Source organism: Acidovorax sp. Root568 (genome assembly GCF_001427445.1).
Taxonomy (GTDB): Bacteria; Pseudomonadota; Gammaproteobacteria; order Burkholderiales; family Burkholderiaceae_C; genus Acidovorax; species Acidovorax delafieldii.
Genome location: NZ_LMGP01000005.1, coordinates 50,318 through 76,303 on the forward strand (window position 1 = coordinate 50,318; position 25,986 = coordinate 76,303).

The 25,986-nt window shown below is 63.8% G+C and carries 25 protein-coding genes; 8 read left to right on the forward strand and 17 right to left on the reverse strand.

The window, feature by feature from the left end; translation table 11 throughout:
- Positions 1 to 44 precede the first annotated feature (44 nt).
- The 5 genes from aliA to ASD75_RS05905 all read right to left on the reverse strand — a co-directional run bounded on the left by aliA (position 45) and on the right by ASD75_RS05905 (position 6,100).
- Positions 45 to 1,688, reverse strand: a complete 1,644-nt coding sequence (gene aliA / locus ASD75_RS05885; RefSeq protein ID WP_056743977.1) for a cyclohexanecarboxylate-CoA ligase — start codon at positions 1,686 to 1,688, stop codon at positions 45 to 47.
- Positions 1,689 to 1,757: 69 nt separating this feature from the next.
- On the reverse strand, positions 1,758 to 2,915 hold the full coding sequence (gene aliB, locus ASD75_RS05890; RefSeq protein ID WP_056058286.1) for a cyclohexanecarboxyl-CoA dehydrogenase: 1,158 nt from the start codon (positions 2,913 to 2,915) through the stop codon (positions 1,758 to 1,760).
- Positions 2,916 to 2,935: 20 nt separating this feature from the next.
- Positions 2,936 to 3,718, reverse strand: a complete 783-nt coding sequence (gene badI, locus ASD75_RS05895) for a 2-ketocyclohexanecarboxyl-CoA hydrolase (protein WP_056058289.1) — start codon at positions 3,716 to 3,718, stop codon at positions 2,936 to 2,938.
- A gap of 37 nt (positions 3,719 to 3,755) precedes the next feature.
- Complete coding sequence (gene badH / locus ASD75_RS05900) at positions 3,756 to 4,523, reverse strand: 2-hydroxycyclohexanecarboxyl-CoA dehydrogenase (RefSeq protein WP_056743979.1); 768 nt, start codon at positions 4,521 to 4,523, stop codon at positions 3,756 to 3,758.
- Positions 4,524 to 5,062: 539 nt separating this feature from the next.
- Positions 5,063 to 6,100, reverse strand: coding sequence for a LacI family DNA-binding transcriptional regulator (locus ASD75_RS05905; protein WP_056743981.1), 1,038 nt, complete (start codon positions 6,098 to 6,100; stop codon positions 5,063 to 5,065).
- Between the two features lie 168 nt (positions 6,101 to 6,268).
- On the opposite strand from ASD75_RS05905, the gene ASD75_RS05910 reads away from it, so the two are divergent.
- Genes ASD75_RS05910 through ASD75_RS05925 form a run of 4 tightly spaced genes read left to right on the forward strand, consistent with a single transcriptional unit; the run spans position 6,269 to position 9,662 of the window.
- Positions 6,269 to 6,790, forward strand: coding sequence for a gluconokinase (locus ASD75_RS05910; protein ID WP_235511549.1), 522 nt, complete (start codon positions 6,269 to 6,271; stop codon positions 6,788 to 6,790).
- On the forward strand, positions 6,787 to 7,299 hold the full coding sequence (locus ASD75_RS05915) for a TRAP transporter small permease (protein WP_056743984.1): 513 nt from the start codon (positions 6,787 to 6,789) through the stop codon (positions 7,297 to 7,299). The genes ASD75_RS05910 and ASD75_RS05915 overlap by 4 nt, the downstream gene beginning before the upstream one ends.
- A 2-nt stretch (positions 7,300 to 7,301) precedes the next feature.
- The gene (locus ASD75_RS05920; protein WP_056743985.1) at positions 7,302 to 8,594 is read left to right on the forward strand and encodes a TRAP transporter large permease; all 1,293 of its coding nucleotides are present in this window, start codon (positions 7,302 to 7,304) and stop codon (positions 8,592 to 8,594) included.
- 48 nt (positions 8,595 to 8,642) lie between these two features.
- A complete protein-coding gene (locus ASD75_RS05925) occupies positions 8,643 to 9,662 on the forward strand; it encodes a TRAP transporter substrate-binding protein (protein ID WP_015015151.1) in 1,020 nt (339 codons plus the stop codon).
- 159 nt (positions 9,663 to 9,821) lie between these two features.
- Here ASD75_RS05925 and ASD75_RS05930 read toward each other — a convergent pair whose 3' ends face one another.
- Both ASD75_RS05930 and ASD75_RS05935 read right to left on the reverse strand, forming a co-directional pair.
- The gene (locus ASD75_RS05930; protein WP_056743987.1) at positions 9,822 to 10,115 is read right to left on the reverse strand and encodes a hypothetical protein; all 294 of its coding nucleotides are present in this window, start codon (positions 10,113 to 10,115) and stop codon (positions 9,822 to 9,824) included.
- An 84-nt stretch (positions 10,116 to 10,199) separates the two neighbouring features.
- Positions 10,200 to 10,490, reverse strand: a complete 291-nt coding sequence (locus ASD75_RS05935; protein WP_056058312.1) for a DUF4148 domain-containing protein — start codon at positions 10,488 to 10,490, stop codon at positions 10,200 to 10,202.
- Between the two features lie 113 nt (positions 10,491 to 10,603).
- Between ASD75_RS05935 and ASD75_RS23600 the strand changes: the two genes are divergently transcribed.
- Together ASD75_RS23600 and ASD75_RS05940 are read left to right on the forward strand one after the other, a co-directional pair.
- Positions 10,604 to 10,984 (forward strand): hypothetical protein, encoded by a 381-nt coding sequence (locus ASD75_RS23600; protein ID WP_146871532.1) that lies wholly within the window; start codon positions 10,604 to 10,606, stop codon positions 10,982 to 10,984.
- A gap of 42 nt (positions 10,985 to 11,026) precedes the next feature.
- Complete coding sequence (locus ASD75_RS05940) at positions 11,027 to 11,464, forward strand: CBS domain-containing protein (protein WP_056743989.1); 438 nt, start codon at positions 11,027 to 11,029, stop codon at positions 11,462 to 11,464.
- Between the two features lie 55 nt (positions 11,465 to 11,519).
- Here ASD75_RS05940 and ASD75_RS05945 read toward each other — a convergent pair whose 3' ends face one another.
- The 5 genes from ASD75_RS05945 to ASD75_RS05965 form a co-directional block, all read right to left on the reverse strand.
- Entirely contained in the window at positions 11,520 to 13,946 is a 2,427-nt protein-coding gene (locus tag ASD75_RS05945; RefSeq protein ID WP_056743990.1) for a tetratricopeptide repeat protein, read from the reverse strand.
- 128 nt (positions 13,947 to 14,074) lie between these two features.
- Positions 14,075 to 14,908 (reverse strand): ABC transporter ATP-binding protein, encoded by an 834-nt coding sequence (locus ASD75_RS05950; protein WP_056058319.1) that lies wholly within the window; start codon positions 14,906 to 14,908, stop codon positions 14,075 to 14,077.
- Positions 14,905 to 15,867 (reverse strand): nitrate ABC transporter permease, encoded by a 963-nt coding sequence (gene ntrB / locus ASD75_RS05955; RefSeq protein WP_056743992.1) that lies wholly within the window; start codon positions 15,865 to 15,867, stop codon positions 14,905 to 14,907. The genes ASD75_RS05950 and ntrB overlap by 4 nt, the downstream gene beginning before the upstream one ends.
- Positions 15,868 to 15,930: 63 nt before the next feature.
- Entirely contained in the window at positions 15,931 to 17,175 is a 1,245-nt protein-coding gene (locus ASD75_RS05960) for a CmpA/NrtA family ABC transporter substrate-binding protein (protein ID WP_056743994.1), read from the reverse strand.
- A 518-nt stretch (positions 17,176 to 17,693) separates the two neighbouring features.
- Positions 17,694 to 18,320, reverse strand: coding sequence for an ANTAR domain-containing response regulator (locus ASD75_RS05965; RefSeq protein WP_056058325.1), 627 nt, complete (start codon positions 18,318 to 18,320; stop codon positions 17,694 to 17,696).
- A gap of 257 nt (positions 18,321 to 18,577) precedes the next feature.
- On the opposite strand from ASD75_RS05965, the gene ASD75_RS05970 reads away from it, so the two are divergent.
- Positions 18,578 to 19,738 carry a branched-chain amino acid ABC transporter substrate-binding protein gene (locus tag ASD75_RS05970; protein ID WP_056743995.1) on the forward strand — a complete coding sequence of 387 codons (1,161 nt, stop codon included), beginning with the start codon at positions 18,578 to 18,580 and terminating at the stop codon, positions 19,736 to 19,738.
- Positions 19,739 to 19,782: 44 nt separating this feature from the next.
- Positions 19,783 to 20,823, forward strand: coding sequence for a tRNA (adenosine(37)-N6)-threonylcarbamoyltransferase complex transferase subunit TsaD (tsaD, locus tag ASD75_RS05975; RefSeq protein WP_056743997.1), 1,041 nt, complete (start codon positions 19,783 to 19,785; stop codon positions 20,821 to 20,823).
- Positions 20,824 to 20,886: 63 nt separating this feature from the next.
- Here tsaD and ASD75_RS05980 read toward each other — a convergent pair whose 3' ends face one another.
- The 5 genes from ASD75_RS05980 to ASD75_RS06000 all read right to left on the reverse strand — a co-directional run bounded on the left by ASD75_RS05980 (position 20,887) and on the right by ASD75_RS06000 (position 25,984).
- Positions 20,887 to 22,338, reverse strand: a complete 1,452-nt coding sequence (locus tag ASD75_RS05980; RefSeq protein WP_056743999.1) for an aldehyde dehydrogenase — start codon at positions 22,336 to 22,338, stop codon at positions 20,887 to 20,889.
- A gap of 217 nt (positions 22,339 to 22,555) precedes the next feature.
- Positions 22,556 to 23,266 (reverse strand): ABC transporter ATP-binding protein, encoded by a 711-nt coding sequence (locus ASD75_RS05985; protein ID WP_056744001.1) that lies wholly within the window; start codon positions 23,264 to 23,266, stop codon positions 22,556 to 22,558.
- Positions 23,263 to 24,033: an ABC transporter ATP-binding protein gene (locus ASD75_RS05990; protein WP_056744002.1), complete on the reverse strand. Its 771-nt coding sequence runs from the start codon at positions 24,031 to 24,033 to the stop codon at positions 23,263 to 23,265. Before ASD75_RS05990 ends, ASD75_RS05985 begins: the two co-directional genes overlap by 4 nt.
- A complete protein-coding gene (locus ASD75_RS05995; RefSeq protein ID WP_056744004.1) occupies positions 24,026 to 24,955 on the reverse strand; it encodes a branched-chain amino acid ABC transporter permease in 930 nt (309 codons plus the stop codon). The genes ASD75_RS05990 and ASD75_RS05995 overlap by 8 nt, the downstream gene beginning before the upstream one ends.
- A gap of 150 nt (positions 24,956 to 25,105) precedes the next feature.
- Positions 25,106 to 25,984: a branched-chain amino acid ABC transporter permease gene (locus tag ASD75_RS06000; protein WP_056744006.1), complete on the reverse strand. Its 879-nt coding sequence runs from the start codon at positions 25,982 to 25,984 to the stop codon at positions 25,106 to 25,108.
- Between the last annotated feature and the right edge of the window lie 2 nt (positions 25,985 to 25,986).

Sequence of the window (25,986 nt, forward strand, 5' to 3'; positions counted from 1 at the left end):
GCTGGTTTGTTGTGTAGTGATCGACGGGAAAACGGTGGCAACCTTCAGGCAACCTGTTCGCGCAGCATTTCGCGCAGCTTGAACTTCTGGATCTTTCCGGACGGTGTGGCTGGCATCACGTCTCGCACGATCAGGCGCTCGGGGATGTACTGCACGGCAATCTTCTGGTCCTTGAGGAACTGCACCAGGCCTAGCAGGTCGATGGTCTGCCCGGGCTTGGGCACCACCACAGCGCAGGCCCGCTCGCCCAGGCGCTCGTCAGGGTAGGCCACGATGGCCGCCATGGCGATGGCGGGGTGGCGGTAGAGCAGCGACTCGACTTCGACCACCGGAATGTTCTCGCCGCCGCGGATGATCACGTCCTTGCTGCGGCCGGTGATGCGCAGGTAGCCGCGCTCGTCGATGCGGGCCAGGTCGCCGGTGTCGAACCAGTCGTCGGCGTCGGTGGCGTTCAGATGCGCGCGGTGCAGGTAGCCGCCAAAGTTGGAGCATGAGCGCAGCAGCAGCTTGCCGGGCTCGCCTGGCGGCAAGGCGTTGCCGTCCACATCCACCACCTTGATCTCCACGCCAGGCAGTGGGCAGCCATCGGTGTTGAAAGAGCGTTCATCGTCGTCCTCCAGACGGGTGAGCGTGACAGCGCCGTTCTCGGTCATGCCCCAAGCCGAGACGATCTTGGCGCCCAGCGCCTTGCGCGCCTGTTCCACCAGCGGACCAGGGATGGGCGCGCCAGCGCACAAAAAGGTGCGCAGGCTGGGTACGGCTACGCCGCTGTCGGCCACCGTACGCGCCAGATCGGTGAGGAACGGCGTGGAGGCCATGGTGAAACTGGCCTTCTCTGCATTGATCAGTGCAATGGCCTTGGCGGGCTCCCACACGTCCTGCAGCACGGCACTGGCCTGCAGCAGGATGGGCATGATCAGGCCGTACATGAAGCCCGTCTGGTGTGCCATGGGCGAGGCCATCAACACCACGTCGTCGGCACCCAGGTGCAAGCGCTCGGCGTACGGGATGATGTTGGCCATCACGGTGTTGGCCGAGTGCATAACGCCCTTGGGCTCGCCAGTGGTGCCCGACGTGTAGATGAGCTGGGTGACTTCGTCGGGGCCGGGGCGGTGGGCGGTCAGGATGGCTTGCGCATCGGGCTGCTGTTCCCATTCGGGACCGCTGAGCAGGGCGTCAAAGCTGTTGGCACCACTGCCACCGACCACCACCACATGCTTGAGGTGCGGCAGGGCGGGCTGGAGGGCGGTGATCATCTGCTCAAAGTCAAAACCCCGGAAGGTTTGGGGCGCAATCACCACCTTGGCCTCGCCATGTTGCAGCATGAACGAGAGTTCGCGCTCTCGAAAGATGTGCATCAGCGGGTTCATTACGGCACCGATGCGCGAGCAGGCCAGGTAGGTCAGCGTGAACTGCCACCAATTGGGCAACTGGCACGCCACGATGTCGCCCCGGCCCACGCCCAGGTGCGCCAGGCCCACGGCAATGCGATCAGCCATGCGTGCCAACTCGCGGTAGGTAAAGCGGGTGGTGGCTCCCGTTTCCACTTGCAGCGCGGTCAGCGCCAGCTTGTCGGGGCAGGTGGCCACGCAGGCGTCCAGCGCATCGTTGATGGTGCGGTCACGCCAGTGGCCTTCGGCCACCCGCTGCGTGCGGCGCGGGGGGAGCAGTACAGCGTCAAATTCCATGGTCTTGTCTCCTGGTGTTGTTGTGGGTGATCCGTGGCCTGCGGTGAGCTGTGGTGACTTGGGGGGTGCTCAGGCAGGCACAAACTTGCGGCCGGCTCGGGCGCGGGCGATGATGGTTTTCATGATCTGCGCCGTGCCGTCTCCGATCTGGAAGCCCAGCACGTCGCGCAGGCGCTGCTCCATCAGTCCGCGGTCGTAGCCGCCGTGGCCAAAGCACAGCAGGCATTGGTGGATCACGTCGTAGGCCAGCTTGGGGCCCCACCACTTGGCCATGCCGGCTTCTGCGGTGTGCGGCAGGCCCTTGTCCTTGAGCCACAGGCCCTGCAGGCACAGCAGGCGAGCGCCTTCGACCTCGGTGTCGTACTGCGCCAGAGGATGCGTCACGCCCTGGAACGCCGACAGCGGCTGGCCGAAGGCCTGGCGCTGGGTGATGTATTCCCAGGTTTCCTCCAGTGCCACGCGCGCCACGGCCAGGCATTGCAGACCGATGAGCGAGCGCGAGAAGTCAAAGCCGTGCATTACCTGCACGAAGCCCTTGTTCTCGTCGCCCAGGCGGTGGCTGATGGGCACGCGCACGTTCTCGAAAAAGATCGAGCCGCGGCCAATGGCGCGTTGGCCATGGCAGTCAAAGCGGTTGGTGGTGATGCCAGGTGTATCCATGGGCACCAGCACGGCGGTCACCCCATGCGCGGCCTGCTCGGGTGTGCCGGTGCGACCAAACACCACGGTGATGTCAGCCTGGTCGGCGGCGGAGATGGAGGTCTTTTCACCGTTGATGACGTAATGGTCGCCATCGCGGTCGATCTTCAGGCGCAGGTTGGCGGCGTCGGAGCCGCCACGCGGCTCGGTCAGGGCGATGGCGCAGATCGCTTCGCCTTGAATAAGTTTCTGCAGCCAGGGGCCGACCACGTCAGGGTTGCCATACTTGGACAGGATCTGCGCGTTGAGCGATGCCAGCAGATTCAGGTACGAGAAGCTCAGGTCGGCGCGGGCAATCTCTTCGTGGATCACGCCCGCAGCCAGACACCCCATGCCCAGTCCGCCGAACTGCTCGGGCAACTCCGGCACGATGAACCCGAGCGAGCCCATTTCACGCAGCAGGGCGCGGTCCAGCACCCGGGTCTTGTCGCGCTCCAAAAAGCCAGGTGCGACCTTCTCCTGCGCAAAGCGGCGCACCGTTTCAGCCAGGGCCTGCAGGTCTTCGTTGATGTACGGGTTCGGGTTCATCGTTCTTCTCCGGCGGTTGCTTACTTCACGTACTTGCGGAATTCGGGCTTGCGCTTCTCTTTCAAAGCGTTCACGCCTTCTCGCGACTCTTCGGTGTCGTAGTACAGCTTGAGCGCATACATGCCCAGGCCCGCAATGCCGGCCTGGTGGGCGGTGTCTGCGTTGAAGCTGCGCTTTGCAATGGCCAGCGCGGTGGGGCTGCGCTCGCACAGCTCTTCACCAATTTTTTGCACTTCTGCATCCAGCTCTTCGTGCGGGAAGCAGAAGTTGGCAAGGCCCATGGCCACGGCCTCGGCGCCGCTGTAGCGGCGGTTGAGGTACCAGATCTCGCGCGCTTTCTTTTCTCCGACGACCCGGGCCAGGAAAGCCGTGCCGTAGCCGGGGTCCACTGAGCCCATCTTGGGACCGACTTGACCGAACTGCGCCTTGTCGGAGCAGATGGTCAGGTCACAGATGGTGGCCAGCACGTTGCCGCCGCCGATCGCAAAACCTTGCACGCGGGCGATCACGGGCTTGGGCACGTCGCGGATGGCGGTGTGCAGCTCTTCCATAGGCAGCCCAATGGTGCCGCGGCCGTCGTAGTTGCCGCTGTGGGCCGATTGGTCGCCGCCAGTGCAGAAGGCGCGATCGCCAGCGCCGGCCAGCACGATGGCACCCACATCACGGTCATAGCCGGCCTTGTTCAGCGCCTTGATGATTTCGTCGCAGGTCTGACCGCGAAAGGCGTTCATCTTGTCGGGCCGGTTGATGGTGATCCAGGCCACGCCGTTGCGCACTTCGTACAGGATGTCTTCGAAATTCATGGTGTTCTCTCGGTAAAGGTAAGGAGGTATCCGGGGATCAACCGTGCATGGTCAGGCCGCCCGACACGCTGATGACCTGGCCGGTGATGAAGCCCGCGTCATCGCTGCCAAAGAAGGCAATGGCGCTGGCCAGGTCATCGGGCTGGCCCAGGCGGCCCAGGGGGATGGCGCTGCGAAACGCTTCCAGCAGCTTGGCGGGGTCGCGGGCGCCTTCAGCCACACCGGCCAGCAGTGCGGTGTCGGTGGGGCCGGGGCAGACCACGTTGACGGTGATGTTCTGGCGGGCGTGCTCCCGGGCCAGCGTCTTGGACAAGGCCACCAGCCCTCCCTTGCACGCGGAGTACACCGCCTCGCCGGACGAACCACCGCGCGCCGCATCGGACGCGATGTTGACGATGCGGCCCTTCTTGCGCTCTGCCATGCCGGGCAGCACGGCGTGCAGCATGTGCAGGGCGCCCGTCAGGTTGATGGCAATGAGCTTGTCCCACTCGGCAGGCACGGTCTTGGTGAAAGGCTTGAACACATCCCAGCCGGCGTTGTTGACCAGTACATCGATGGGTCCCAGGGCAGCTTCGGCCGCTGCCACGGCGGTATCTACCTGGGTGCGCTGGGTGATATTGCACTGGAAGGCCTGGGCCACGCCCCCTGCAGCCTGGATGCCTTCGGCCACTTTCTGCGCAGCCTCCAGGTTCATGTCGAACACAGCCACCTTGGCACCTTCTTCGGCAAAGCGGCGGCTGGTGGCCCCACCAATGCCGCCGCCGCCGCCGGTCACGATCACGGTCTTTCCATTCAGATTGCGCATGGTTCTCTCCTGAGTAGTTCGGGGCACACCCCCTGCTACAACAGCAGAAGGCAATTAAGACAACATATTTGCTTATCGTAATGATGCAAATTGAATGTGTCAAACAGTTGTCGTTTGTGGCGAGGTAAGTGTTAACCCGAATTTTTCCCAGAAATCGATAGATTTATCGGTAGATAAGAGCATCTTTGATAAAAAATTTTTGTTGCCTTTGTGAAAATATATTGTCTTAAATTGGAGTGAGAGCTCTGTGCGCTGACTCCGAGTCGCATGCTGGGTAGGAGGTACCGCCGCGACGGCGTGCGCTGCGTGACTGTCAGGGTCTCGTCCCGTCTGCAGGGCCGGTAGGAGGCGTGAGCTCAAAGGTGGGCAAAGTGGGGGGTGCGCACGCGACGGTTGTGGCGTGCGACGGCGCTCACCCTGGCCTGAGCGATAGTGAGGGAGTGGGTTGTCTGCGCGAGACGAGCGACCGTGTTGCCGCCGGGTCTTGGCGTAGGTCTGGGCGGCGCTGTGGCTTCCGGTGGGCGCCGCGGAGAGAGGGGTCAGGTGCTCTCGCGCACCGTCAGCTCAAACCCCAGATTCACCGAGTTGTACTCTGGCACCTCGCCGCGCATCAGCGTCAGCAGCATGCGTGCGCTGGCCTCGCCCACGGCGGAGCGTGGCGTGTGGACCGTGGTCAGCGGCGGCAGCATCTGGTCGCTGCCTGCCAGGTCGTTGAAGCCCGCAATGGCCACTTGGCCGGGCACCGACAGACCCAGGCGCTGCGCGGCCAGCAGGCCGCCCTGGGCCAAGTCGTCATTGCAGAAGAACACGGCATCGACACCGGGGCGGGTGCGCAGCAGCTCTTCCAGCAGTTCGCCACCCAGCCGCATCGATGAGGGCTGCGGGCTCAGCAGCTCCAGCTTGGGGTCGTACAGGCCGGCTTCGCGCAGACAGCGGCGGTAGCCCTCTGCGCGCTGCATGGTGCGGGGGTCCAGCTGGGCGGCTACAAAAGCGATCTTTTGGTAGCCACGCGCCAGCAGGTGGTCCGTCATGCTGTGGCCTGCATCCTGCTGCGAAAACCCCACGCAGAACACGCCGGGGGCCGAGGTCATCTCCATCAGGTGCACGCAGGGCACGCCGCTGGCGGCAATCAGGTGGCGCGCGGCCTCGGTGCGGTCAAAGCCGGTGACCAGCAGCCCGGCCGGACGGTGCGCGAGGTAGGTGCGCAGCAGCTGCTCCTCCTCTTGCGGGTCGTAGTGCGTGACGCCGATCAGCGCCTGGTAGCCCTGCGGGAACAGCGTGCGATGCACGGCCTCCAGCACGTCCACAAACAGCGCGTTGGACAGCAGCGGCACCAGCACAGGCACCTGCACGCTGCGCTGTGAAGCGAGTGCGCGCGCTGCGGGGTCGGGCACATAGCCCAATTGCTCAGCGGCGACTTTTACGCGCTGCACCAGTTCTTGCGCCACGCCGCGTTCTCCCCGCAGGGCGCGGGAGGCAGTGATGGGGCTGACCTCGGCGGCCTTGGCCACGTCGCTCAGCGTGATGCGGCCGCTGGAGCGGCGTTTGGCGTCGGGTTTTGTCTCGGGTTTGTTCAAGGGTTAACCCTCATGGGGCTGGGGATAGATCTGGTTAGGATAGCGCTGTCCAAACTCTTGGGCAAGGCAACGCCAGCCATTTGGGATCAAGTTGCTCAGCTTGCCACAGTTTGTGCGGCATCCAGACCGGGTGCCTTTTTTATGGATTGTTTGGATAGCGCTACCAATATGAGTTTTCAAGCGTCACCCGCTTTTGTGGTCGTCATGGGCGTGGCGGGCTGCGGCAAGTCGAGCCTGGGTTCTGCCCTGGCACAGGCCGAGAGCCTGCCCCTGATCGAAGGGGACGACCACCACAGCCCCACGAGCCGCGAAAAGATGCGCCAAGGCATTGCACTGACCGATGCAGACCGGGAAGGCTGGCTGACCACCTTGGGGCAACTGCTGCAAGCCCAGCCCCAGGGCGCGGTGTTGACCTGCTCGGCGCTCAAGAAGGTCTACCGGGACCGCTTGCGCAACGCCTGCCCCGGGCTGCGTTTCGTCTTTCTGGAGATCGACCGCGCGAGCGCAGGCCAACGCGTGGCCGCCCGTGCGGGCACCCACTTTTTCTCCAGCGCCTTGGTGGACAGCCAGTTCGCCACGCTGGAATCCCCCGTGGGCGAGGCGGGCGTGCTGCGCCTGGATGCATTGCTGGACCTGCCCACGCTGCAACAGCAAGCCTCGGCCTGGCTGGCCACGAAGGAGACCGCATGAGTTCCCCCGCACAACAAGCCGTGCCGCAGAGCCGCTTTGCGCGGATCTCCCAGGTGCTCATGGCCAGCTGCCTGGGTGTGATGGCCGTGGCCGTGTTCATCAACGTGGTGCTGCGCTACGGCTTTGGCAGCGGCGTGGCAGCCAGTGAAGAACTGTCGCGCCTGTTGTTCGTCTGGATGGTGTTCATCGGTGCCGCAGCGGCCTATCCGGCAGGCGAACACATGGCCTTCACCAGCCTGGCAGGCCTGCTGGCTAAGCGCCCGGTGGCCTTTGGCCTGCTGACCGCCGTGATCCGGCTGCTGGTGATCACCGCCAGCGCGATGCTGGCCTGGGGTGCCTGGCAGCAGGTGGTGGTGGGCATGGGCAGCCGCTCGGTCGTCATGGCCTACCCCGCTGCGCTGCTGCCGCTGCCGGCCTTTTTGTGCGCGGTGGCCATTGGTGTGATGGCAACCGTCGAATTGATTCAACGCAAGCCGCTGGACCTCGGTCATGGCGCTGAGGTGGAGTGACCATGGGACCCGAAGCGCAGGCTTTTCTTGTTTTTTCGCTGGGCATGCTGGTGCTGATGGGCACCGGCATGAACATGGGCCTCGCCCTGGTGCTCACGGGCGCAGGCATGGCCTGGGTGCTCGGCTTCTGGGATGCGCAGTTGCTCGCACAGAACCTGGTGGCCGGGGTGGACAGCTTTCCGCTCCTGGCCGTGCCCTTCTTCATCCTGGCGGGTGAGTTGATGAACTCAGGCGGCATCAGCCGCCGCATCATCGACATGGCGCAGGCCTGGGTGGGGCACATCCGGGGCGGGCTGGGCTATGTGGCCATTGGTGCTGCGGTGCTGATGGCGAGCATGAGCGGGTCGGCCCTGGCCGACACCGCCGCGCTGGCCACCATCCTGCTTCCCATGATGCGCCAGCAGGGCTACCCCATGAACACGTCTGCCGGGCTGATTGCCTCGGGCGGCATCATCGCGCCGATTATTCCGCCGTCCATGCCCTTTGTGATCTACGGTGTGACGACCAACACCTCGATCTCGGCGCTGTTCGTGTCGGGCATCGTGCCGGGGCTGATGATGGGCGTGGGTCTCATCTTTGCCTGGCGCTGGGTGTTGCGCGACATGGACCTGCCAAAGGGCGAGCCCCTGCCCATCCAGGACCGCTTGCGGGCCACCGTGCGCGCCTTCTGGGCGATGCTGATGCCGCTCATCATCATCGGCGGTATGAAGACCGGCGTGTTCACGCCCACCGAGGCCGCCGTGGTGGCTGCGTTCTATGCGCTGGTGGTGGCCTTGTTCATCCACCGCGAGATGAAGCTTGCCGACATCTACGGCGTGCTGGTGCGGGCGGCCAAGACGACCTCCATCGTGATGTTTTTGTGTGCTGGTGCCCAAGTGGCCAGCTACATGATCACGCTGGCCGACCTGCCCAATGTGCTGACGAACTGGCTGGGCCCGCTGGTGGAGAACCCGCGCCTCTTGATGGCTGTGATGATGATCGTGCTGGTGCTCATCGGCACGGCGCTGGACCTCACGCCCACCATCCTGATCTTTGCGCCCGTGATGCTGCCCATCGCCGTCAAGGCGGGGATTGACCCGGTGTATTTCGGCCTGATGTTCGTGCTCAACGGCGCCATCGGCCTCATCACCCCGCCGGTGGGCACGGTGCTCAACGTGGTGGCCGGGGTGGGGCGCATCTCGATGCACAGCGTCATCAAGGGCGTGAACCCGTTTCTTATCACCTACGTGCTGATCCTGGCGCTGCTGGTGGTCTTCCCGCAGATCGTGACTGCGCCCGTCGTCTGGCTGCGCTAGCCGTTTGCCTGCTCCTCTTCCCCGTTTTTCTTGCCAATGGAGACAACCATGAAAACTTTCCGTCGCACCCTGCTGGCCGCCCTGTCGGTCGCTGCCATCACCTGCTCGTTCCAGGCCGCAGCCCAAGACTTCAAGCCGCGCATCATCCGTTTTGGCTACGGCCTCAACGAGGACTCCAACCAGGGCCGGGCCACCAAACTGTTTGCCCAGGAAGTGGAAAAGGCCTCGGGCGGCAAGATGAAGATTCGCGCCATAGGTGCTGCTGCGCTGGGCTCTGACGTGCAGATGCAGCAGGCCCTGATCGGCGGCGCGCAGGAGATGATGGTGGGCTCCACGGCCACGCTGGTGGGCATCACCAAGGAAATGGCGATCTGGGACACGCCGTTCCTGTTCAACAACGCCAAGGAAGCCGACGTGGTGCTCGATGGCCCCGTGGGCCAGAAGGTGATGGACAAGCTGCAGGAAAAGGGCCTGGTGGGCCTGGTGTACTGGGAGAACGGTTTCCGCAACCTCACCAACAGCAAGCGCCCGGTCAACAAGCTCGAAGACATGGACGGCATCAAGCTGCGCGTGATGCAGAACAACGTGTTCCTCGACAGCTTCAAGACCCTGGGTGCCAACGCTGTGCCGCTGCCGTTCTCCGAACTCTTTACCGCGCTGGAAACCAAGACGGTGGACGGCCAGGAGAACCCCTACAACACCATCCTGTCGAGCAAGTTCTATGAGGTGCAGAAGTACCTCACGGTGACCAACCACGTCTACAGCCCCTGGATCGTGCTGGTCAGCAAGAAGTACTGGGATGGCCTGTCGAAGGCTGAGCAGAAGGTGCTGCTCGACGCCGCCAAGAAGAGCCGCGACTTCGAGCGCCAGGACACGCGTGCCGAGGCCGACAAGGCGCTGGCCGACCTCAAGGGCAAGGGCATGCAGGTCAACGAACTGCCCGCCGCCGAAGCCAACCGCATGCGCGAAAAGCTCAGCGCCGTGAACGCCAGCATTGCCGCCAACGTGGGCGAGGGCTTGTGGAAGGAAGTGCAAGGGGCCGTGGCCCAGGCGCGCGCTGGCAAGTAAATCGGGGTGGACGCCATTGGCAGCCTTTGAGCTGTCGATGGCAGGCTTCGAACCTCTCCGTGTCGCGAAGCGCCATGAAAAAGGCCGAGGCCCCTGTTGGGGCCTCGGCCTTTTGGCATTTGCAATCTTTCATCTGCACCGAAGTGCAGGCCGGTCCAATTACAGGGAGCCGATTTCGCCGGAAGAGATCTGGCCAGTGCGCACAGCTTCAGCAGCCTGGGCACGCACAGCAGCACGGTCAGCGGTGGACTTGTAGGTCACCACACGCGAACCAGCGGGTTCAATGCTGCGTGTTTGAGCCACGGTAGCGGCTTCGGCTTGCACTTCAGCGCGGGTGCGGTTGGTTTCGAACTTGGTGGCGAATTGCGAAGCATCGGCTTCGTCAGCCTGGGCACCAAAAGAGGCGAAAGCAGCAACAGCAGCGATGGAGAGGAAACGGGCAGTCTTGTTCATGATGAAACTCCTATGAAATTCGAAAAATGGGAACGAGGTGTCTGGAATACGCGGTGGGTGAAGCTGTGGATTCAAAAAATTGAATCAACCGCCTTCAGCAGGGCCCACGCGGCCAGTGCGCATGGCTTGTGCGGCAGCTTCGGCACGCACGGCAGCGCGGTCAGCCGTGGACTTGTAGGTCACCACGCGGGAGCCTGCGGGCTCTTGGCTGCGCATTTGCACAGCCGTAGCGGCTTCGGCGATCACTTCGGCGCGGGTGCGGCTGGTTTCGAATTGGGTGGCGAACTGCGAAGCGTCGGCTTCGTCGGCCTGGGCACCGAAAGAAGCGAAAGCAGCAACAGCGGCGATAGACAGGAAACGTGCGGTGTTGTTCATGATGGAAATCCTTGAAGTTAAAAAAGCGTCTCAAAAAACCGGGTGAAGATCAGAAACGACTCGCTTCGCACCGGGTTCGGTGAGTCGCCTTGCGGGTTCGGCTCATCGATGGGATGAACTGTACGCCGGTGCTGTTCAGAGAAAAACCACTGAGTCGCGAACTAACTGTTCCAGTATTGGAAACAATCTTCCGGGCCGTCTGCCGTGTCTGCCTGCCCTCGGAACCCTGGCGGTTTGCCATGGAATCCGCCGGGCGCTGGCAGGCAACAGATGCCGCAGAGGTGAACGTGGTCGGTGCGTTGAACATGGGCTCCATCGTGCCGGGGCAGGCCGGGGGCGTCGTCTCGCCGCGGTTTCGCTTCTTTTCAGTTTGTTTCGCGCGAGGCGGTATGCAACTGCGCAGAAACATCCGTTGCATTCGCCGTGCAACAGATGATCAAAAAGCGCCGCACATGGGGCTTGCGCGGGTTGCGCCCACGGGGCTTATGGGCTGAAATCTCCCTGTGCCCGTTTCCGTTTTCACGAGGGAGGTTTCCATGACCGCAGTCGCCAAGATTCTTCAGTCCAAACCCGATGCCACCGTCCATACCATCAGCCCTGCTGCTTCCGTGCTGGACGCCCTCCAGCTCATGGCTGACAAGGGCATTGGCGCGCTCATCGTGACCGAGGGCGCGTCCATCGTCGGCATCTTCACCGAGCGGGACTACGCCCGAAAAATCGCCCTCATGGGGCGCACTTCAGCCGTCACCCAGGTCAAGGATGTGATGACCTCGGCCGTGATGTTTGTGCGCCCGGATCAGACCAGCGAGCAGTGCATGCAGCTCATGAGCAACAACCGCCTGCGCCACCTGCCCGTGGTGGGTGGCGGCAAGCTGGTGGGCATGATTTCCATTGGCGACCTGGTCAAGGACATCATCTCCGAGCAGAAATTCATCATTGAGCAGTTGGAGAACTACATTACCGGGAGTCACTGACTGAATTCAGCTCAGCTCCCGCAAAGGGCCAAGAACGCCACTTCCGTCACTGCACTCAACCACCCGTGTGTGGCCAAGGTAGTACCACAATGGTTTCCCCCGGTAAACCTGACTCGTGGCGTTCCACCATCATGCGATACGCGGTCTCCAGGTCATGGGTGAATCGCCGTCCGTCGAAGAGGGGTGACAGTGAGCGCTGCGCGTGGAGCACCGTGCGGTACGCCGTGAGTGCTTCTCGGTGGTTTGCAAGATGAATGGCTGTGGCTTCGTATTCCTGCTGCGTCTGCGTAATCAAGCTGTCCAGGTTCACGGCGGTGAGCAGGCTGGCAGCCACGCGGGCCGCGAACGATTGGCCCGCCAGCGTCAGTACAGGTAAACCAGCCCACAACGCATCGCTGGCAGTGGTGTGAGCGTTATAGGGCAGGGTGTCCAGGAAGAGGTCCGCAGCGCTGTGGCGGGCCAGATGCTCGTCTGCCGGTAGGCGTGACGCGAACACCAGACGGTCTGATCTGATGCCGCGGCGCTCGGCTTCCTTACGCAGATTTTCAGCTGCAGCATCGTTGTCCTTGAAAAGCCACAAAACACTTCCCGGTACTGCTTGCAGGATGCGCATCCAGCTGTCGAAGGTATCTGGCAGGATCTTGTAGTTGTTGTTGAAGCAACAGAACACGAATGCGTCCTCTGGCAGGCCCAATTCGGTGCGCGTGAACTGGCGTGAGGAGATCACCCGCTGGCTGTTGTTCACTTGGTAGCTGTGCGGCATGTAGACCGGCTTTTCCGTGAAGAATCGCTGCTTGTCTGATGGAATGACGATTTCATCCGCGATGACGTAGTCCATGTAATCCGCGCCAGTGGTGCCCGGATAGCCGAGGTAGCTGACCTGGATGGGAGCGCAGCGTTCGGCAAAAAGGCCCAATCGCCCGTCCATGGTGAATCCCTTGAGATCTACGGCGATGTCAATGTTCAGCGACCTGCTCAGCGCTGCGGCTTCCTTGTCCGTCAAGCCGCTGATGTCGTGAAATCCATCCACACTTTGGACCACTTTTTCTCTGGCAGCGTCATAACGTTGAGGTCCCAGGGAGAAAGCATGTATCTCGAATCGTTCTCGATCGTGGCTGTCCAGCAGTTCCATCATCAGGTGCGTGGTGGCATGATGAAAATAGTCGGCGGAAAAGTAGCCGACACGGATTTTCCCCGGCGCGCGCCGGGGAAAATCGACCAGTTGCGCTTGCCGTGCATTCAGATGTTCGAGGTGTGCCTGCGCAATCCGCAGATGCGTCTCTGGACTGTCCAGCATGGCCAGAAACGGGAAAGGATTGCGTTGGTTTTCGATGGCGATCCCACCCAGTTCCTCCCTGCGCTTCTGAAAATCTTGCCAGTCACAAATCTGCATCTGGATGGGAAGCAGTGTGGATGGATCGGTGTCGCAGGCCTTCAAATTGGCGATGGCTTGGGGAAACCGCTTCAAATCAATTTCCGATGCTGCTTTTGCAAAACGCGCAGCATGCAGCCCGGGGTCGATGGACAAGGCCTTGTCGAAATTTCCAATGGCATCCTCGTGCCTGCCCAGGGCGGCGAGAGCGCGGCCGCCCACCGTGTAGGCCACAGCGTTTTCCGGGTCGCCGGCCAGTGCGCGTTCCACCTGAGCGATGGCGTCCTTGAACCGTCGAAGGTCGATCAGGCAGTTGGCATGGTCCAGAAGCAATGCAGGCGTTGGCGGGAAGGTCTCCGAGGCGTTTTTCAGAAGCAGCTCTGCTTCGGGGAGCAGGCGTTGCTTGACCAATGCGCGGGCTTTGGTACTCACCGCATCGGGGTAGTGGGGCTGAATCGACAGCGCCTGATTGGCGTGGCCAATGGCCGCGTCGAACTGGTCCAGGGCGATCAGGGTTTTGGCGAGATTGTTGTGGGCCTTGGCATGCTGAGGGGTGCCCTGCAATACTTTTTCGAAGCAACGGGCCGCCTCTTCAGTGCGCTGGAGCTCCAGCAGGGCTATGCCCCGGTTGATCTGAATTTCTGGATGATCAATGCCTGCCGAAGCCAGGGCCTCCGCATCCTGCAGCGCCATGTCATAGCGGCTCGCCTTGACCAGCAACGCCAACCGGTTGACGCGTGCTGCCGGCATGGCCGGGTTCAAGGCCAAAGCCTCGTCGATGCACTGAAGTGCTTCGTCGGTGAGGCCACATTCCGCCAGAGCCAGCGCCAGATTCACGTGGACGCCAGCATCCTGGGGTAGCAGCCTTCGGGCTTCGGTCAGCAGCTCTTTGGCTTTCCCAAAAGCACTGCTGGAGAGTGCGACCACTCCCAGCATGTGCAGGCTGCCCGCATGCTCAGGTTTTTTTCGCAGGATCTGCTGATACAGGTTCGCGGCATTCTGAATTTGCCCTCCCCGATGCAAGGCCAGCGCCTGTTGGTACGCCTGATCGATATTGAAACTGTTGCCTGATGCGGGCGAGCGCGGGAAAAATGGGAACTGCGATGCCATGGTGTGACGCGGTGGTTCACAAAAAAGTTGCTACCAGACGCCGCAAGCAGGCGGCGCGGGGAGGCTGAATTGTGCAGTACCACCGGCGGTCACGCCGATTCGCGAGTGAGCCAAGCGTTGGGTCGGGGTCAGGCCGCCTTCTCGACATGCCCCTGCCGGGTGTACAAAAAGTCGATCACCGCCTTGCGGTAGTGCACATACTGCGGGTCCTCGGCCAGCTCCACGCGCTTGCGGGGGCGGGGCAAGTCCACGGTCAGCACCTCGCCAATCGTGGCGGCCGGGCCGTTGGTCATCATCACGATCTTGTCGGACAGCAGCACGGCTTCGTCCACGTCGTGGGTCACCATCACCACGGTGCTTTGGGTGCGCGCCACGATCTCCAGCAGCTCGTCCTGCAGCTTGGCGCGGGTCAGGGCGTCGAGCGCGCCGAAGGGCTCGTCCATCAGCAGCACCTGGGGCTCCATACTCAGGGCCCGGGCAATGCCCACGCGCTGCTTCATGCCGCCCGAGATTTCGCCCGGGCGCTTTTGGCCCGCGTGGGTGAGGCCCACCAGCGCCAGTGCGGCATCGGTGCGGGCCTTGAGCTGGGCCTTGGTTTCCTTGGCGCCAAACACGCGCTCCACGGCCAGGTAGATGTTGTCAAAGCAGGTGAGCCAAGGCAGCAGCGAGTGGTTCTGGAACACCACCGCGCGCTCCGGCCCCGGGCCCTTGATCTCCTTGTTGGCGCACAGCAGCGCGCCGTTGGTGGGCGTGGTCAGGCCGGCAATCAGGTTGAGCAAGGTGGACTTGCCGCAGCCCGAGTGGCCGATGAGCGCCACGAACTCGCCCTTGGCAATCGTCAGGTGGATGTCGCGCAGCGCCGGGAACAGGCCCTTGGCCGTCTTGAAGGTCTGCTCGACGCCGTGGATCTCGATGAACTTGGTGCTCATGGAAGGGTGGGGGGATGGAGCTGTCGTGTTCATGCTTTCACCTCTTCAAACGTAAATGCGGTGGCCAGCTTGATGAGTGCAAACTCCAGCAGCAGCCCGACGATGCCGATCACGAAGATCGCGATGATGATGTTCTTGACGTTGAGGTTGTTCCACTCGTCCCACACCCAGAAGCCGATGCCTACGCCGCCGGTCAGCATCTCGGCCGCCACGATCACCAGCCACGCGGTGCCCACGGCCAGGCGCACGCCGGTCAGCATGTAGGGCAGCACGGCGGGGAACAGGATCTTGGTGGCGATCTTCCATTCGCTCAGGTTGAGCACGCGGGCCACATTCATGTAGTCCTGCGGTACGCGCTGCACACCCACGGCGGTGTTGATGATCATGGGCCAGATGGAGCAGATGAAGATGGTCCAGATGGCCGCCGGGTTGGCGCCCTTGAAGACCAGCAGACCGATCGGCAGCCATGCCAGGGGCGACACGGGGCGCAGCAGGCTGATGAGCGGATTGAACATGCGCGACAGGAAATTGAAGCGTCCGATCACAAACCCCGCCGGAATGCCCACCAGCGCCGCCATGCCGAAGCCGATGGCCACGCGCTGCAGGCTCATCAGCACGTTCCAGCCCACGCCCTGGTCGTTGGGGCCGTTGCGGTAGAAGGGGTTGCTGAACACTTCCAGCGCCTGCAGCCAGGTGTCCTTGGGGCTGGGGATGCTGCCGCCCGTGGTGGTGGAGACCACCGCCCACAGGCCGATGAGCAGGCCCAGGCCACACAGCGGCGGCAGCACGGCCAGCCAGAAGCTGCGCGAGAGGGCGGACCAGTCGCGGCCAGTGGCCACGCTGGAGGGCGTTGCAGGCGCCTTGGGGACAGATATCGCAGCCTTTTGGCTTCTTGCGCTAGTGGATGATGCGCTTGCAGCTACAGTATTCATAGCATTCTGTGCGGCCACGGGGGCTGCATCCAACGGGGAGTGAAAGACGGCACTGACCATGGTTTTCTCCTGTGCAGGGCTTGCTTGCGGGGTGGCCGGGCGGGCGCTGGGGCAGGGTTGCCGTCAGGCCTTGATCTTGAAGCCGTCGGCGTACTTGGCGGGGTCCTTGCCGTCCCACACCACGCCGTCGATGAATTTACTGGTGCGCAGTACATCCTTGGGCACGCTGATCTTCATGGCGCTGGCGACCGACTTGTACAGGTCCACCTGGTTCACTTCCTTGGCCACGGCCAGGTAGTCGGGGTGGCTCTTCAGCAAGCCCCAGCGCTTGTGCTGGGTCAGGAACCACATGCCGTCCGACAGGTAGGGGAAGTTCACCGCGCCGTCGTTGAAGAATTTCATGTGGTTGGGGTCGTCCCAGGTCTTGCCCAGACCGTTCTGGTAGCGGCCCAGGATGCGCTGGTTGATGGCATCCACGCCCGTGTTCACATACGCCTTGCCGGCCACGGTCTCGGCCATCTTCATCTTGTTGGACAGGCTGGCGTCGATCCACTGGCTGGCTTCGAGCACGGCCATCATCACGGCACGCGTGGTGTTGGGGTACTTCTTGACGAACTCGGCCGTGGTGCCCAGCACCTTCTCGGGGTGGTCCTTCCAGATATCCTGCGTGGTGTTGGCCGTGATGCCGATGCCATCCATGATGGCGCGGTGGTTCCAGGGCTCGCCCACACAAAAGCCGTCCATGTTGCCCACGCGCATGTTGGCCACCATCTGCGGCGGGGGCACGGTGATGAGCTTGGCGCCCGACAGCGGGTTGATGCCCGCCGCTGCCAGCCAGTAGTGCATCCACATCGCGTGGGTGCCTGTGGGGAAGGTGCCCGCAAATGTGTATTCACGCTTCTCGCTGGCCATGAGCTTGGCCAGGGACGGGCCATCCACCGCACCCTTGTCGGCCAAGGCCTTGGAGAGGGTGATGGCCTGACCGTTGTTGTTCAGATTCATGAGCACGGCCATGTCCTTCTTGGGACCGGCGGTGCCCAGGTGCACTCCATAGACCAGGCCGTAGAGCACATGGGCAAAGTCCAGTTCGCCGTTCACCAGCTTGTCACGCACGCCCGCCCAGCTGGCTTCCTTGTTGGGGACGATGGTCACGCCGTATTTCTTGTCGAAGCCCAGCACTGAAGCCATGACCACGCTCGCGCAGTCGGTCAGCGGGATGAAGCCGATCTTGACTTCCTTCTTCTCGGGGGCGTCGGAGCCCGCTGCGTGGACGAGTGCGCGCAGCGCGGGGCTCACACCCACAGCGCCCACGGTGGCGGCCTGCAGCACGGTGCGGCGGTTGAGGCTGGTTTTCAACAGATCGGTCATGGGGCATCCCTGGTGGCGTGAAAAACAAAAAAGGCGTCCTCACACCGCGCCCGGCTGCATCAAAGCAACGCCGGGAGCGGGTGGGGACGCCTTTGTCCTGGGTGGAGCCTGGAACGGGTCCGGGGCTCCTTGCCAGCACCGGCCCGCCGTTGGGTCAGTGCTGTCAGTGGTCAGACCTGCATTGGTCTTGCACTGTGCAATGCAAAGCGCGTGCCAGCGCGCGCTGCGCCATGTTGGAGCGCTGGTTGCTATGGAATGAATAGCTATCTGCGCTTGATCAATAAGCGCTACACGCCTGCAAGGCTTGCAGCAGGGATGTTCTTGTTGTGATCAGTGTGGTCGCACTGCCTTTGTGCGGCGCACCATTTGGGAGGGGCCTTGGAATTGGGCGCGGCCCAGGCGAGGGATGCCAAGCAAGGGCCGCCCCGCAGCGAGGGCATCGTCCCCCTTCCCGAATGACGCAGTCATTCGAGAGAAGGGGGAAGCGGCGCAGCCGCTCAGGGGGTTGTTATCTGGTTTTACCCCAGCAGATCCATCACGTCCAGCATGCGCTGGGCCACGTCCACGAGCTTCAGGCCCTTGTCCATGGCGGTCTTGCGCAGTTTTTCGTAGGCGGCCTGTTCGGTCAGGCCCTGGCGCTGCATCAACAGGCCCTTGGCGCGGTCGATGGTCTTGCGGTCTTTGAGCTCGGTTTTGGCGTCGGCCAGTTCGGCGCGCAAGGCCTGTTCGTGCTGGAAGCGGGCCATGGCCACGTCCAGAATGGGGCGGATGCGCTGCGGTGCCAGGCCCGCCACGATGTAGGCAGACACACCGGCCGCCACCGCGTCCTTCACGTGCGAGGTGTCTTCATCGTTGGTGAACATCACGATGGGGCGGCGTTCGTCGCGTGTGGCCATCACCACATGCTCCAGCGCGTCGCGGGCCTCGCTCTCGGCGTCCACGATGATCAGGTCGGGCTGTAGCTGGGCAATGCGCTCGCTCAGAAACACGTCGGCGGGCAGCGTGGCCACCAGGTTGAAGTTGTTCTCCAGCAGCCCGATGCGCAGCGCCCGCGACCGTTCCGCCTGCTCCACGGCGTGTTCGTCGTCAGGGTCGGCGACTGCCAGATCCGGGGCAACCACCACGATGCGCAAAGCCTCATTCATACCCGTAAGCATAAGCAATTTTTACGCCACAAATTGGTGCGCCGGGGTGGTGCACGGCCCCAGAGCGCCGTTGCGATGGGCTTTCACGCAGGGCCCATACCGGCCCCAGGCCCGCCACGCCTGGGTGCCCTGGCCCCCGTTGTGGGGCCTGAAAGTTGCTAATACTGACACCGTGGGAGGGCATACCCGGTAGCTCACCCAGCGGAGCGTCGCATATACATCTGGTCACACAGACACACTGAAATGGAGTTTTTTGCATGAACAAGCACATGAACCGGCGCCGCTTCTCGGCCAGCCTGGCCTTGACCGCAGTGGCGACTGCTGCACTCCTGACCGGATGCGGCAAGGTGCCGGACACCATCAAAATTGGTGTTGCACAGCCCTTGAGCGGCCCGCTGGGCGCCCTGGGGCAGGATCTGCTCAATGGCGTGAAGCTGGCGGTGGAGGAACTCAACAAGTCCGGCTACACCGTGGACGGCAAGCGCGTGACCTTGGAGGTGGTGTCCGTGGATGACAAGGCCGACGCCACCACCGGCAAGGCGGTCGCCCAGCAGCTGGTGGATGCGGGCGTGGTAGCCGTGGTGGGCCACCTCAACTCGGGCGTGAGCATCGAGACCGCACCCATCTACGCTGCCAAAGACATTCCACAGATCGCCATCTCCACCAATCCCAAGTTCACGCAGCTCGGGTTCCCCACCACGTTCCGCATGGTGGCCAACGACACCTTGCAGGCGCGCGCCATCGGCTCCTTTGCGGCCACGCAGCTGGGCGCCAACCGCTACGCCGCGCTGGACGACGGCACCCCTTACGGCAAGGGCCTCGCCGATGGCGCTGCCGAACAGCTCAAGGCAGAGAAAAAGGAAGTGGTGGTGCGCAAGTCGTTCGACGACAAGACCGTGGCCTTCGACGAGCTGGCCGGTGAGCTCAAGGCCGCCAACGTGGAGGTGATTGTCTCTACCCTCAACGACTTCCAGGCCCTGGCGCTGCTCGAAGCGCTCAAGAAGGTAGACCACACCAAGGTCAGCCTGCTGGGTGGCGACACCATCAAGACCACCGACATGACCAAGGGCGCGGGCATCGTGCAGGGGCTGTACGCCACCTCGCCAGTGCTGGAAGCCAAGGAGTTCACCACCGGCAAGCCCTTCCTTGAAAAGTACATCGCCGCCTTCAAGAAGCCTCCGGCCTACGGTGGCCACTACAGCTACGACAGCACGTATGTGCTTTCGGCAGCCATCCAGAAAGCCAAGTCCGCCGACCCCAAGGAAATCACCAAGGCCCTGCACAGCATCAACGGCTATGCCCCGGTGATTGGCACCATGACCTGGGATGAGAAGGGCGAGCAGCGCTACGGTGCCGTGGGTGTGTACGAGCTGCGCAGCGGCAACTGGGAACTGCGCATGCGGTCGGACCGCTGGTAAACAGCCCTCCGGGACGGATCGGCCCCGGGTTTTACACTCGGGGCATGAGCTTGCTGATCCTGGGTATTGAATCTTCGTGCGACGAGACGGGCGTGGCATTGGTCCGTTCCACGGGCAATGCCGTGCCTACGCTGCTGTCGCACGCGCTGCACAGCCAGATCGAGATGCACCAGGCCTATGGCGGCGTGGTCCCCGAACTGGCCAGCCGTGACCACATCCGCCGCGTGCTGCCGCTGGCCACGCAGGTGCTTACCGAGTCCGGCCAGTCGCTGGCCGATGTGGACGTGGTGGCCTACACGCGCGGGCCGGGCCTGGCGGGTGCGCTGTTGGTGGGGGCGGGCGTTGCCTGCGCGCTGGGCGCAGCGCTCAACAAGCCCGTGCTGGGCGTGCACCACCTGGAGGGGCACCTGCTGTCGCCCTTCCTCAGCGCCGACCCGCCAGAGTTCCCTTTTGTGGCCCTGCTCGTCTCGGGCGGCCACACGCAGCTGATGCGGGTGGATGGCGTGGGCCGCTACGAGATCCTGGGCGAGACCATTGACGATGCGGCTGGCGAGGCGTTCGACAAGTCCGCCAAACTCATGGGCCTGGGCTACCCCGGTGGGCCTGCGCTGTCGCGCTTGGCTGAGCAGGGCGATGCCACGGCCTTCAAGCTGCCACGCCCGCTGCTGCACAGCGGCAACCTTGATTTCTCTTTCGCCGGGCTCAAGACGGCCGTGCTCACGCAGGCCAAGAAGCTGGGCGATGAGCTGGAAGCACGCAAGGCCGACCTGGCGGCGAGCACCGAGGCCGCGATTGTCGAAGTGCTGGTGAAGAAGACGCTGGCCGCGCTCAAGCAGACCGGCCTGAAACGTGTGGTGGTCGCCGGTGGCGTAGGGGCCAACCGGCACCTGCGTGCGCAACTCAATGCGGCCTGCGCTGCGGCCAAGGTGCGCGTGCACTACCCTGAGCTGCACCTGTGCACCGACAACGGCGCCATGATTGCCATGGCAGCGGCCATGCGGCTGCAGGCGGGGCAGCAGCAGGCCAACACCGACTACGCCTTTGACGTGAAGCCGCGCTGGCCGCTGGATGCCATCACCGTGTGATTTTGAAGAAAAGTGGTACCTAGCGCAGGTAAATCATGCGCTAGGTGCTATCTTTTTTGATATTCAGAACGGATAGTGGCGCGGCGCGGTCTGCACCGTGATCCAGCGCAGTTCGGTGAATTCACGTACACCGGCCATGCCGCCAAAGCGGCCGTAGCCCGAACTCTTCACGCCGCCAAAAGGCATCTGGCCTTCGTCGTGCACCGTGGGGCCGTTGACGTGGCAGATGCCCGACTCGATGCGTGCCGCCACGTTCCACGCCTTGGCCACGTCGCGGCTGAACACGGCGGATGACAGACCGAACTCGTTGTCGTTGGCGCAGGCGATGGCTTCTTCCACACCATTCACGCGCACCACGGGCTTCACGGGGCCGAACGATTCTTCGCGGTAGATGTCCATCTCGGCTGTCACGTGGTCGAGCACCGTGGCCTGCATTAAGGTACTGTCGCTCTTGCCGCCACAGACCAGCTTGGCGCCCTTGGACAGTGCGTCGTCGATGAGGGCGTTGCAGCGGTGCACCGTGGCCATGTCCACCACCGAGCCCAGCACCACCGGGCCCTTGCGCGGGTCGCCCAGGGGCAGAGCCTTGGCGCGCTCGCCCAGCTTGGCCACGAACGCGTCTGCCACCGCGTTGTCCACAATGATGCGTTCGGTGGACATGCAGATCTGGCCCGAGTTGGCGAATGCGCCGAACACGGTGCCTGCGACTGCAGCATCGATGTCCGCATCGTCCAGCACCAGCAGGGGGGCCTTGCCGCCCAGCTCCAGCACCACGGGCTTGAGGTACTTGGCGCAGGTCTGCGCAATGATGCGGCCCACCTTGGTGGAGCCGGTGAAGTTGACGCGGCGCACTGCCGGATGGGCCACGATGGCTTCGACCACAGCGCCTGCATCCGCCGGAGCGTTGGTTACAAAGTTCACCACGCCAGCAGGCAAACCAGCTTCCTGCAGCGCTTCGATGATGAGGCCGTGTGTGGCGGGGCACAGCTCCGACCCCTTCAGGATCACCGTGTTGCCGCACGCCAGCGGCGTGGCGATGGCGCGCACGCCCAGGATGACGGGGGCGTTCCACGGTGCAATGCCCAGCACCACGCCCGCCGCCTGGCGCACGCCCATGGCCAGGCTGCCGGGCACGTCGGACGGAATCACTTCGCCGGCAATCTGCGTGGTCAGGGCGGCGGCTTCTTGCAGCAGGCCGGCAGCCAGGTGCACGTTGAAACCGGCCCACATGCCCGAGGCGCCGGTCTCGGCCGCCATGGCCACCGCAAAGTCGACCGTGCGGGCCTCCAGCGCATGTGCTGCCTTGAGCAGCAGCGCGCGGCGCGCGTTGGGGCCCAGGGCCGACCAGGCCGGGAAGGCCTTTGCGGCTGCGTCGGCAGCTGCCTTGGCGTCGGCCACGCTGGCAGCGGGTGCCGTGGTGGCGACCGAACCGTCCAGCGGGTTGCGACGCTCAAACGTGGCGCCGCCGGTGGCTTGCACGCGCTCGCCGTTGATCAACATGGCAATGGCAGTCATGGAATAAATCTCCTGGATGGCAAAAAAGAAAATAGAAGCAATCGAAATGATGGGAGGCGATAGCGCCGCACGGTTTTCGCGATGACCTACGGCTCCCGAAACCGGCGGTGCCGAGGCCAGTGCCCCCGCGCAAGGGCAGCCCCGCCGCGCTGGGGGCGTTCCCCTCCCGAAGGAGAGGGGGAAGGCGCGAAGCGACTCAGGGGGTGCTCCATAGATTTCAGGCCACGCCGAGGTAGGCCTGGCGCACCACGTCGGACTGCAGCAGGGTCGATGCCTCGCCCGAGGCCACGATGCGCCCGCGCTCCAGCACATAGCCGCGCTGCGCAATCTGCAACGCCTTGCGCACGTTCTGCTCCACCATGAGCACGGTGATGCCCTGTGCGGCGATGCGCTGCACGATTGCCAGCAGCTCATCGACCATGCGTGGCGCCAGGCCCAGCGAGGGCTCGTCCAGCATCAACAGGCGCGGGCCGCTCATCATGGCGCGGGCCACGGCCACCATCTGCTGCTCGCCGCCGCTCATGGTGCCGGCCAGTTGATGGGCGCGTTCCTTGAGGCGGGGAAAGTCTTCAAACGCCTGGTGCAACCGCTCGGCGCGCACGCGCGATGGCACCAGCCAGCCGCCCAGCTCCAGGTTCTCGGTCACCGTCATTTGCGGAAACAGCTGGCGACCTTCGGCGACCAACGCCAGGCCGCGTTGCACGCAGGCCGTGGCGTTCATCGCAGGCACGGCCTGGCCGTCGAGCGTCACCGCGCCCTGGCGCGGCAGCAGGCCCGCCAGGGCCTTGAGCAGCGTGGTCTTGCCCGCGCCGTTGGGGCCCACGATGACGGTGATGCCGGGCGCGGCTTCCAGTGCCAGGTCTTGCAGCACCTGAAAGCCGTGGTAGCCCGTGGTCAGGTTCTGCACTAGCAGGTGTGCGCCGGTCATGCCGTGGCTCCTTGTTCCGCGTGTTCTGCGCTGTGGGTCATTTCGTCACCCAGATAGGCCTCGATCACCTGCGGGTCGCGCACCACCTCGGCGGGTGTGCCGTCGGCAATCTTGCGGCCCTGGTGCAGCACCAGCACGCGCTCCACGTACTTGAGCAAGGTGGTCACTGCGTGCTCGATCCACACCACGGTCAGGCCCCAGTCGTCGCGCAGGCGGCGAATGCGCTGGGCCATGGCATCGACCTCCGCTTCTGTCAGGCCCGCAGCCACCTCGTCGAGCAACAACAGGCGTGGGCGTGTGCCCAGGGCCATGCCGATCTCCAGCAGGCGCTGCTGCGACGGCGTCACGTCGGCGGCGGAGCGGTCGGCCAGGTGCGCCAGGCCCAGCATGGCGAGGATTTCCTCCTCGCTGCGCAGGCCCTGGGGCCCCTGGCGGTGGCGGCCCGCGAACTGCATGCCAAAGCGCACGTTGTCGCGTACCGTCATGTCGGGGAACACGCGCGGCGTCTGGAAGGTGCGAGCAATGCCGTGAGCCGCATAGTGGTGCGGGCCCTTGCCGGTGAGGTTGTCATTGCCGCTCACCAGCGTGCCGGATGTGGGCGGCTGCACGCCCGAGATGGCGTTGAAGAATGTGGTCTTGCCCGCACCGTTGGGGCCGATGATGCCGATCAGCTCGCCCGTGTGCAGCGTGGCGCTCACGCCATCCACGGCAGTCAGGCCGCCAAAGCGCACGGTCACGCTGTCAATGGTCAAAAGTGCTTCAGCCATGGTGCGCCTCCGCAGCAGGCTTGCGCCGTTGCCACAGCGTGGCCAGGCCATTGGGCAAGTACATCACGCACAGAATCAGCAGCAGGCCCAGCACCATCATGTAGCCGTAGGGCAGCTGCAGGCGCAGCGTTTCGGCCAGCAGACTGAACACGATGGCCGCCAGGATGGGGCCGCCAATGCTGGTCGCGCCGCCAATCAACGCGATCAGCACGGTCTGGAAGCCGATGAAGGGGCTGAACACGGCTGCGGGCTCGATGTAGGTCCAGCGCACGGCCATGGCAGCGCCCACGGCGCCTGCAAAGGCGGCGGTGATGCCAAAGCCTGCGATCTTGGCCAGTCGCGTGTCCACCCCAAGCGTCTGCGCGCGCTGCTCGTCGGCGCCAATGCCGGAGAGTGCCAGGCCAAAGCGGCTGCGCTGGATGGCAATGGCGGTGGCAATGGCCGCCGCCGCGATCAGCAGCACGGTGAGGTACACGGTCTCGTTGCTGGGCACCACCGTGAGCACGCGGCCCACGGTGCCCGATACCTGCTTTTCGACAAAGGTGACTGCGTGGCGGATCAGCTCGGTCATGCCGAAGGTCAGCACCGCGAAGTAGGTGCCGCGCAGGTGCAGCACGGCGGCGCCCATCACAACCGCCACGATGGAGGCAATCAACGCACCGGACACGATCACCAGTGGCCAGGGCAGCACTTCCAGCAATGTGGCGCTGGCATAGGCCCCGATGCCGAAGAAGGCCGATGTGGCCAGCGAGAGGTAGCGCGTGGCGCCGCAGAACAGCGACCAGCTGGTGGCCAGCGCGATGTACATCAGGCAGCTGAGCAGCACCGAGGCCACGAACTCGGACACCAGCCAGGGCAGGGTGCCGACCACGGCCGTGCCCACTGCCAGCGCGAGCCATGGTCTGGAAGATGGATTTTTCATGAAGTTATCTTTTGTGTTCAGCCCCGTAATGGGCGATCAAATCTGGCGCGGTCCAGCTCAGTGCCACCGTGGAACTGGCTTTGCCAGGCCAGGGGTGGCGTCCCCCTCCCGAAGGAGAGGGGGAAGACGCGAAGCGGCTCAGGGGGTGTCTCATTTCTTTGAGAACAGTCCGTTGGGGCGCCAGATGAGCACGCCGATGAACACTGCATAGCTCAGCAGCATCTTGAGAGACGGGCTGCTGAAGTGCATGCCCAGCGCCTCGACCACGCCGAGCAGCAAGCCACCGGCCAGACTGCCCGCCAGGCTGCCAAAGCCGCCCAGCGTGATCACGATCAGCGCCGTCACGGTATAGGGCTCACCCATCGACGGAGAAATCTCATACGTCATCGACAGCAGCGCCCCCGCCACGCCCGACAGGCCCAGGCCAATGCCAAACATCATGGGGTGCAGGGGCCGCGTGTTGATGCCCACCAGCTGCGCGCCCGTGGGCGACTGCATCAGCGCCCGCACCGCCTTGCCCAGCAGCGTGAGCTTGAGCAGCGCGATCAGCGCGGCCGACAGCGCCAGTGCCACGCCGAACAGCACCAGCTTGTTTTCAGTGAAGCGCATGCCCGCAATCTGCACCGGGTCGGCCAGGTATTCGTACCCACGCAGGTCACCACCCCAGATCAGGAGCGCGGTGTTCTGCACCAGGAACATCAGGCCAAAGCCCACCATCAGGCTGCGCGCCTCGAACACGTCCACGTTCGGCGCGCGCGCCGCCAGGCGCTTGAAGCACAGCGCATGCACCGCCACACCCAAAACAAACAATGCGATGAAAGCCAGCGGCATCAGCAGCAGCGGCGAGATGCCCCACAGAGTGTGCGCGGACCAGGTGAGGAATGCGCCCAGCATCAGGAACTCGCCATGCGAGATGTTCATGATGCGCATCAGCCCGTACTGCAGGTTCAGGCCCATGGCCACCAGCGCATAGATGCCGCCGGTAATGAGGCCACTGGCGACCAGTTCGGCCCAGGAAGTCAGAGACACTT

Bases quoted from the DNA above. Each gene is read 5' to 3' on its own strand.
- aliB (WP_056058286.1), bottom strand. From the start codon at position 2,915: ATGAACCCGAACCCGTACATCAACGAAGACCTGCAGGCCCTGGCTGAA.
- tsaD (WP_056743997.1), top strand. From the start codon at position 19,783: ATGAGCTTGCTGATCCTGGGTATTGAATCTTCGTGCGACGAGACGGGC.
- ASD75_RS05985 (WP_056744001.1), bottom strand. From the start codon at position 23,266: ATGACCGGCGCACACCTGCTAGTGCAGAACCTGACCACGGGCTACCAC.
- ASD75_RS05990 (WP_056744002.1), bottom strand. From the start codon at position 24,033: ATGGCTGAAGCACTTTTGACCATTGACAGCGTGACCGTGCGCTTTGGC.
- ASD75_RS05950 (WP_056058319.1), bottom strand. From the start codon at position 14,908: ATGAACACGACAGCTCCATCCCCCCACCCTTCCATGAGCACCAAGTTC.
- ASD75_RS05960 (WP_056743994.1), bottom strand. From the start codon at position 17,175: ATGACCGATCTGTTGAAAACCAGCCTCAACCGCCGCACCGTGCTGCAG.
- ASD75_RS23600 (WP_146871532.1), top strand. From the start codon at position 10,604: ATGAACTGTACGCCGGTGCTGTTCAGAGAAAAACCACTGAGTCGCGAA.
- badH (WP_056743979.1), bottom strand. From the start codon at position 4,523: ATGCGCAATCTGAATGGAAAGACCGTGATCGTGACCGGCGGCGGCGGC.
- ASD75_RS05995 (WP_056744004.1), bottom strand. From the start codon at position 24,955: ATGAAAAATCCATCTTCCAGACCATGGCTCGCGCTGGCAGTGGGCACG.
- ASD75_RS05910 (WP_235511549.1), top strand. From the start codon at position 6,269: ATGAGTTTTCAAGCGTCACCCGCTTTTGTGGTCGTCATGGGCGTGGCG.
- ASD75_RS05920 (WP_056743985.1), top strand. From the start codon at position 7,302: ATGGGACCCGAAGCGCAGGCTTTTCTTGTTTTTTCGCTGGGCATGCTG.
- ASD75_RS05925 (WP_015015151.1), top strand. From the start codon at position 8,643: ATGAAAACTTTCCGTCGCACCCTGCTGGCCGCCCTGTCGGTCGCTGCC.
- ASD75_RS05915 (WP_056743984.1), top strand. From the start codon at position 6,787: ATGAGTTCCCCCGCACAACAAGCCGTGCCGCAGAGCCGCTTTGCGCGG.
- aliA (WP_056743977.1), bottom strand. From the start codon at position 1,688: ATGGAATTTGACGCTGTACTGCTCCCCCCGCGCCGCACGCAGCGGGTG.
- ASD75_RS05930 (WP_056743987.1), bottom strand. From the start codon at position 10,115: ATGAACAAGACTGCCCGTTTCCTCTCCATCGCTGCTGTTGCTGCTTTC.
- badI (WP_056058289.1), bottom strand. From the start codon at position 3,718: ATGAATTTCGAAGACATCCTGTACGAAGTGCGCAACGGCGTGGCCTGG.
- ASD75_RS05980 (WP_056743999.1), bottom strand. From the start codon at position 22,338: ATGACTGCCATTGCCATGTTGATCAACGGCGAGCGCGTGCAAGCCACC.
- ASD75_RS05945 (WP_056743990.1), bottom strand. From the start codon at position 13,946: ATGGCATCGCAGTTCCCATTTTTCCCGCGCTCGCCCGCATCAGGCAAC.
- ASD75_RS05970 (WP_056743995.1), top strand. From the start codon at position 18,578: ATGAACAAGCACATGAACCGGCGCCGCTTCTCGGCCAGCCTGGCCTTG.
- ASD75_RS05935 (WP_056058312.1), bottom strand. From the start codon at position 10,490: ATGAACAACACCGCACGTTTCCTGTCTATCGCCGCTGTTGCTGCTTTC.
- ASD75_RS05940 (WP_056743989.1), top strand. From the start codon at position 11,027: ATGACCGCAGTCGCCAAGATTCTTCAGTCCAAACCCGATGCCACCGTC.
- ntrB (WP_056743992.1), bottom strand. From the start codon at position 15,867: ATGGTCAGTGCCGTCTTTCACTCCCCGTTGGATGCAGCCCCCGTGGCC.
- ASD75_RS05965 (WP_056058325.1), bottom strand. From the start codon at position 18,320: ATGAATGAGGCTTTGCGCATCGTGGTGGTTGCCCCGGATCTGGCAGTC.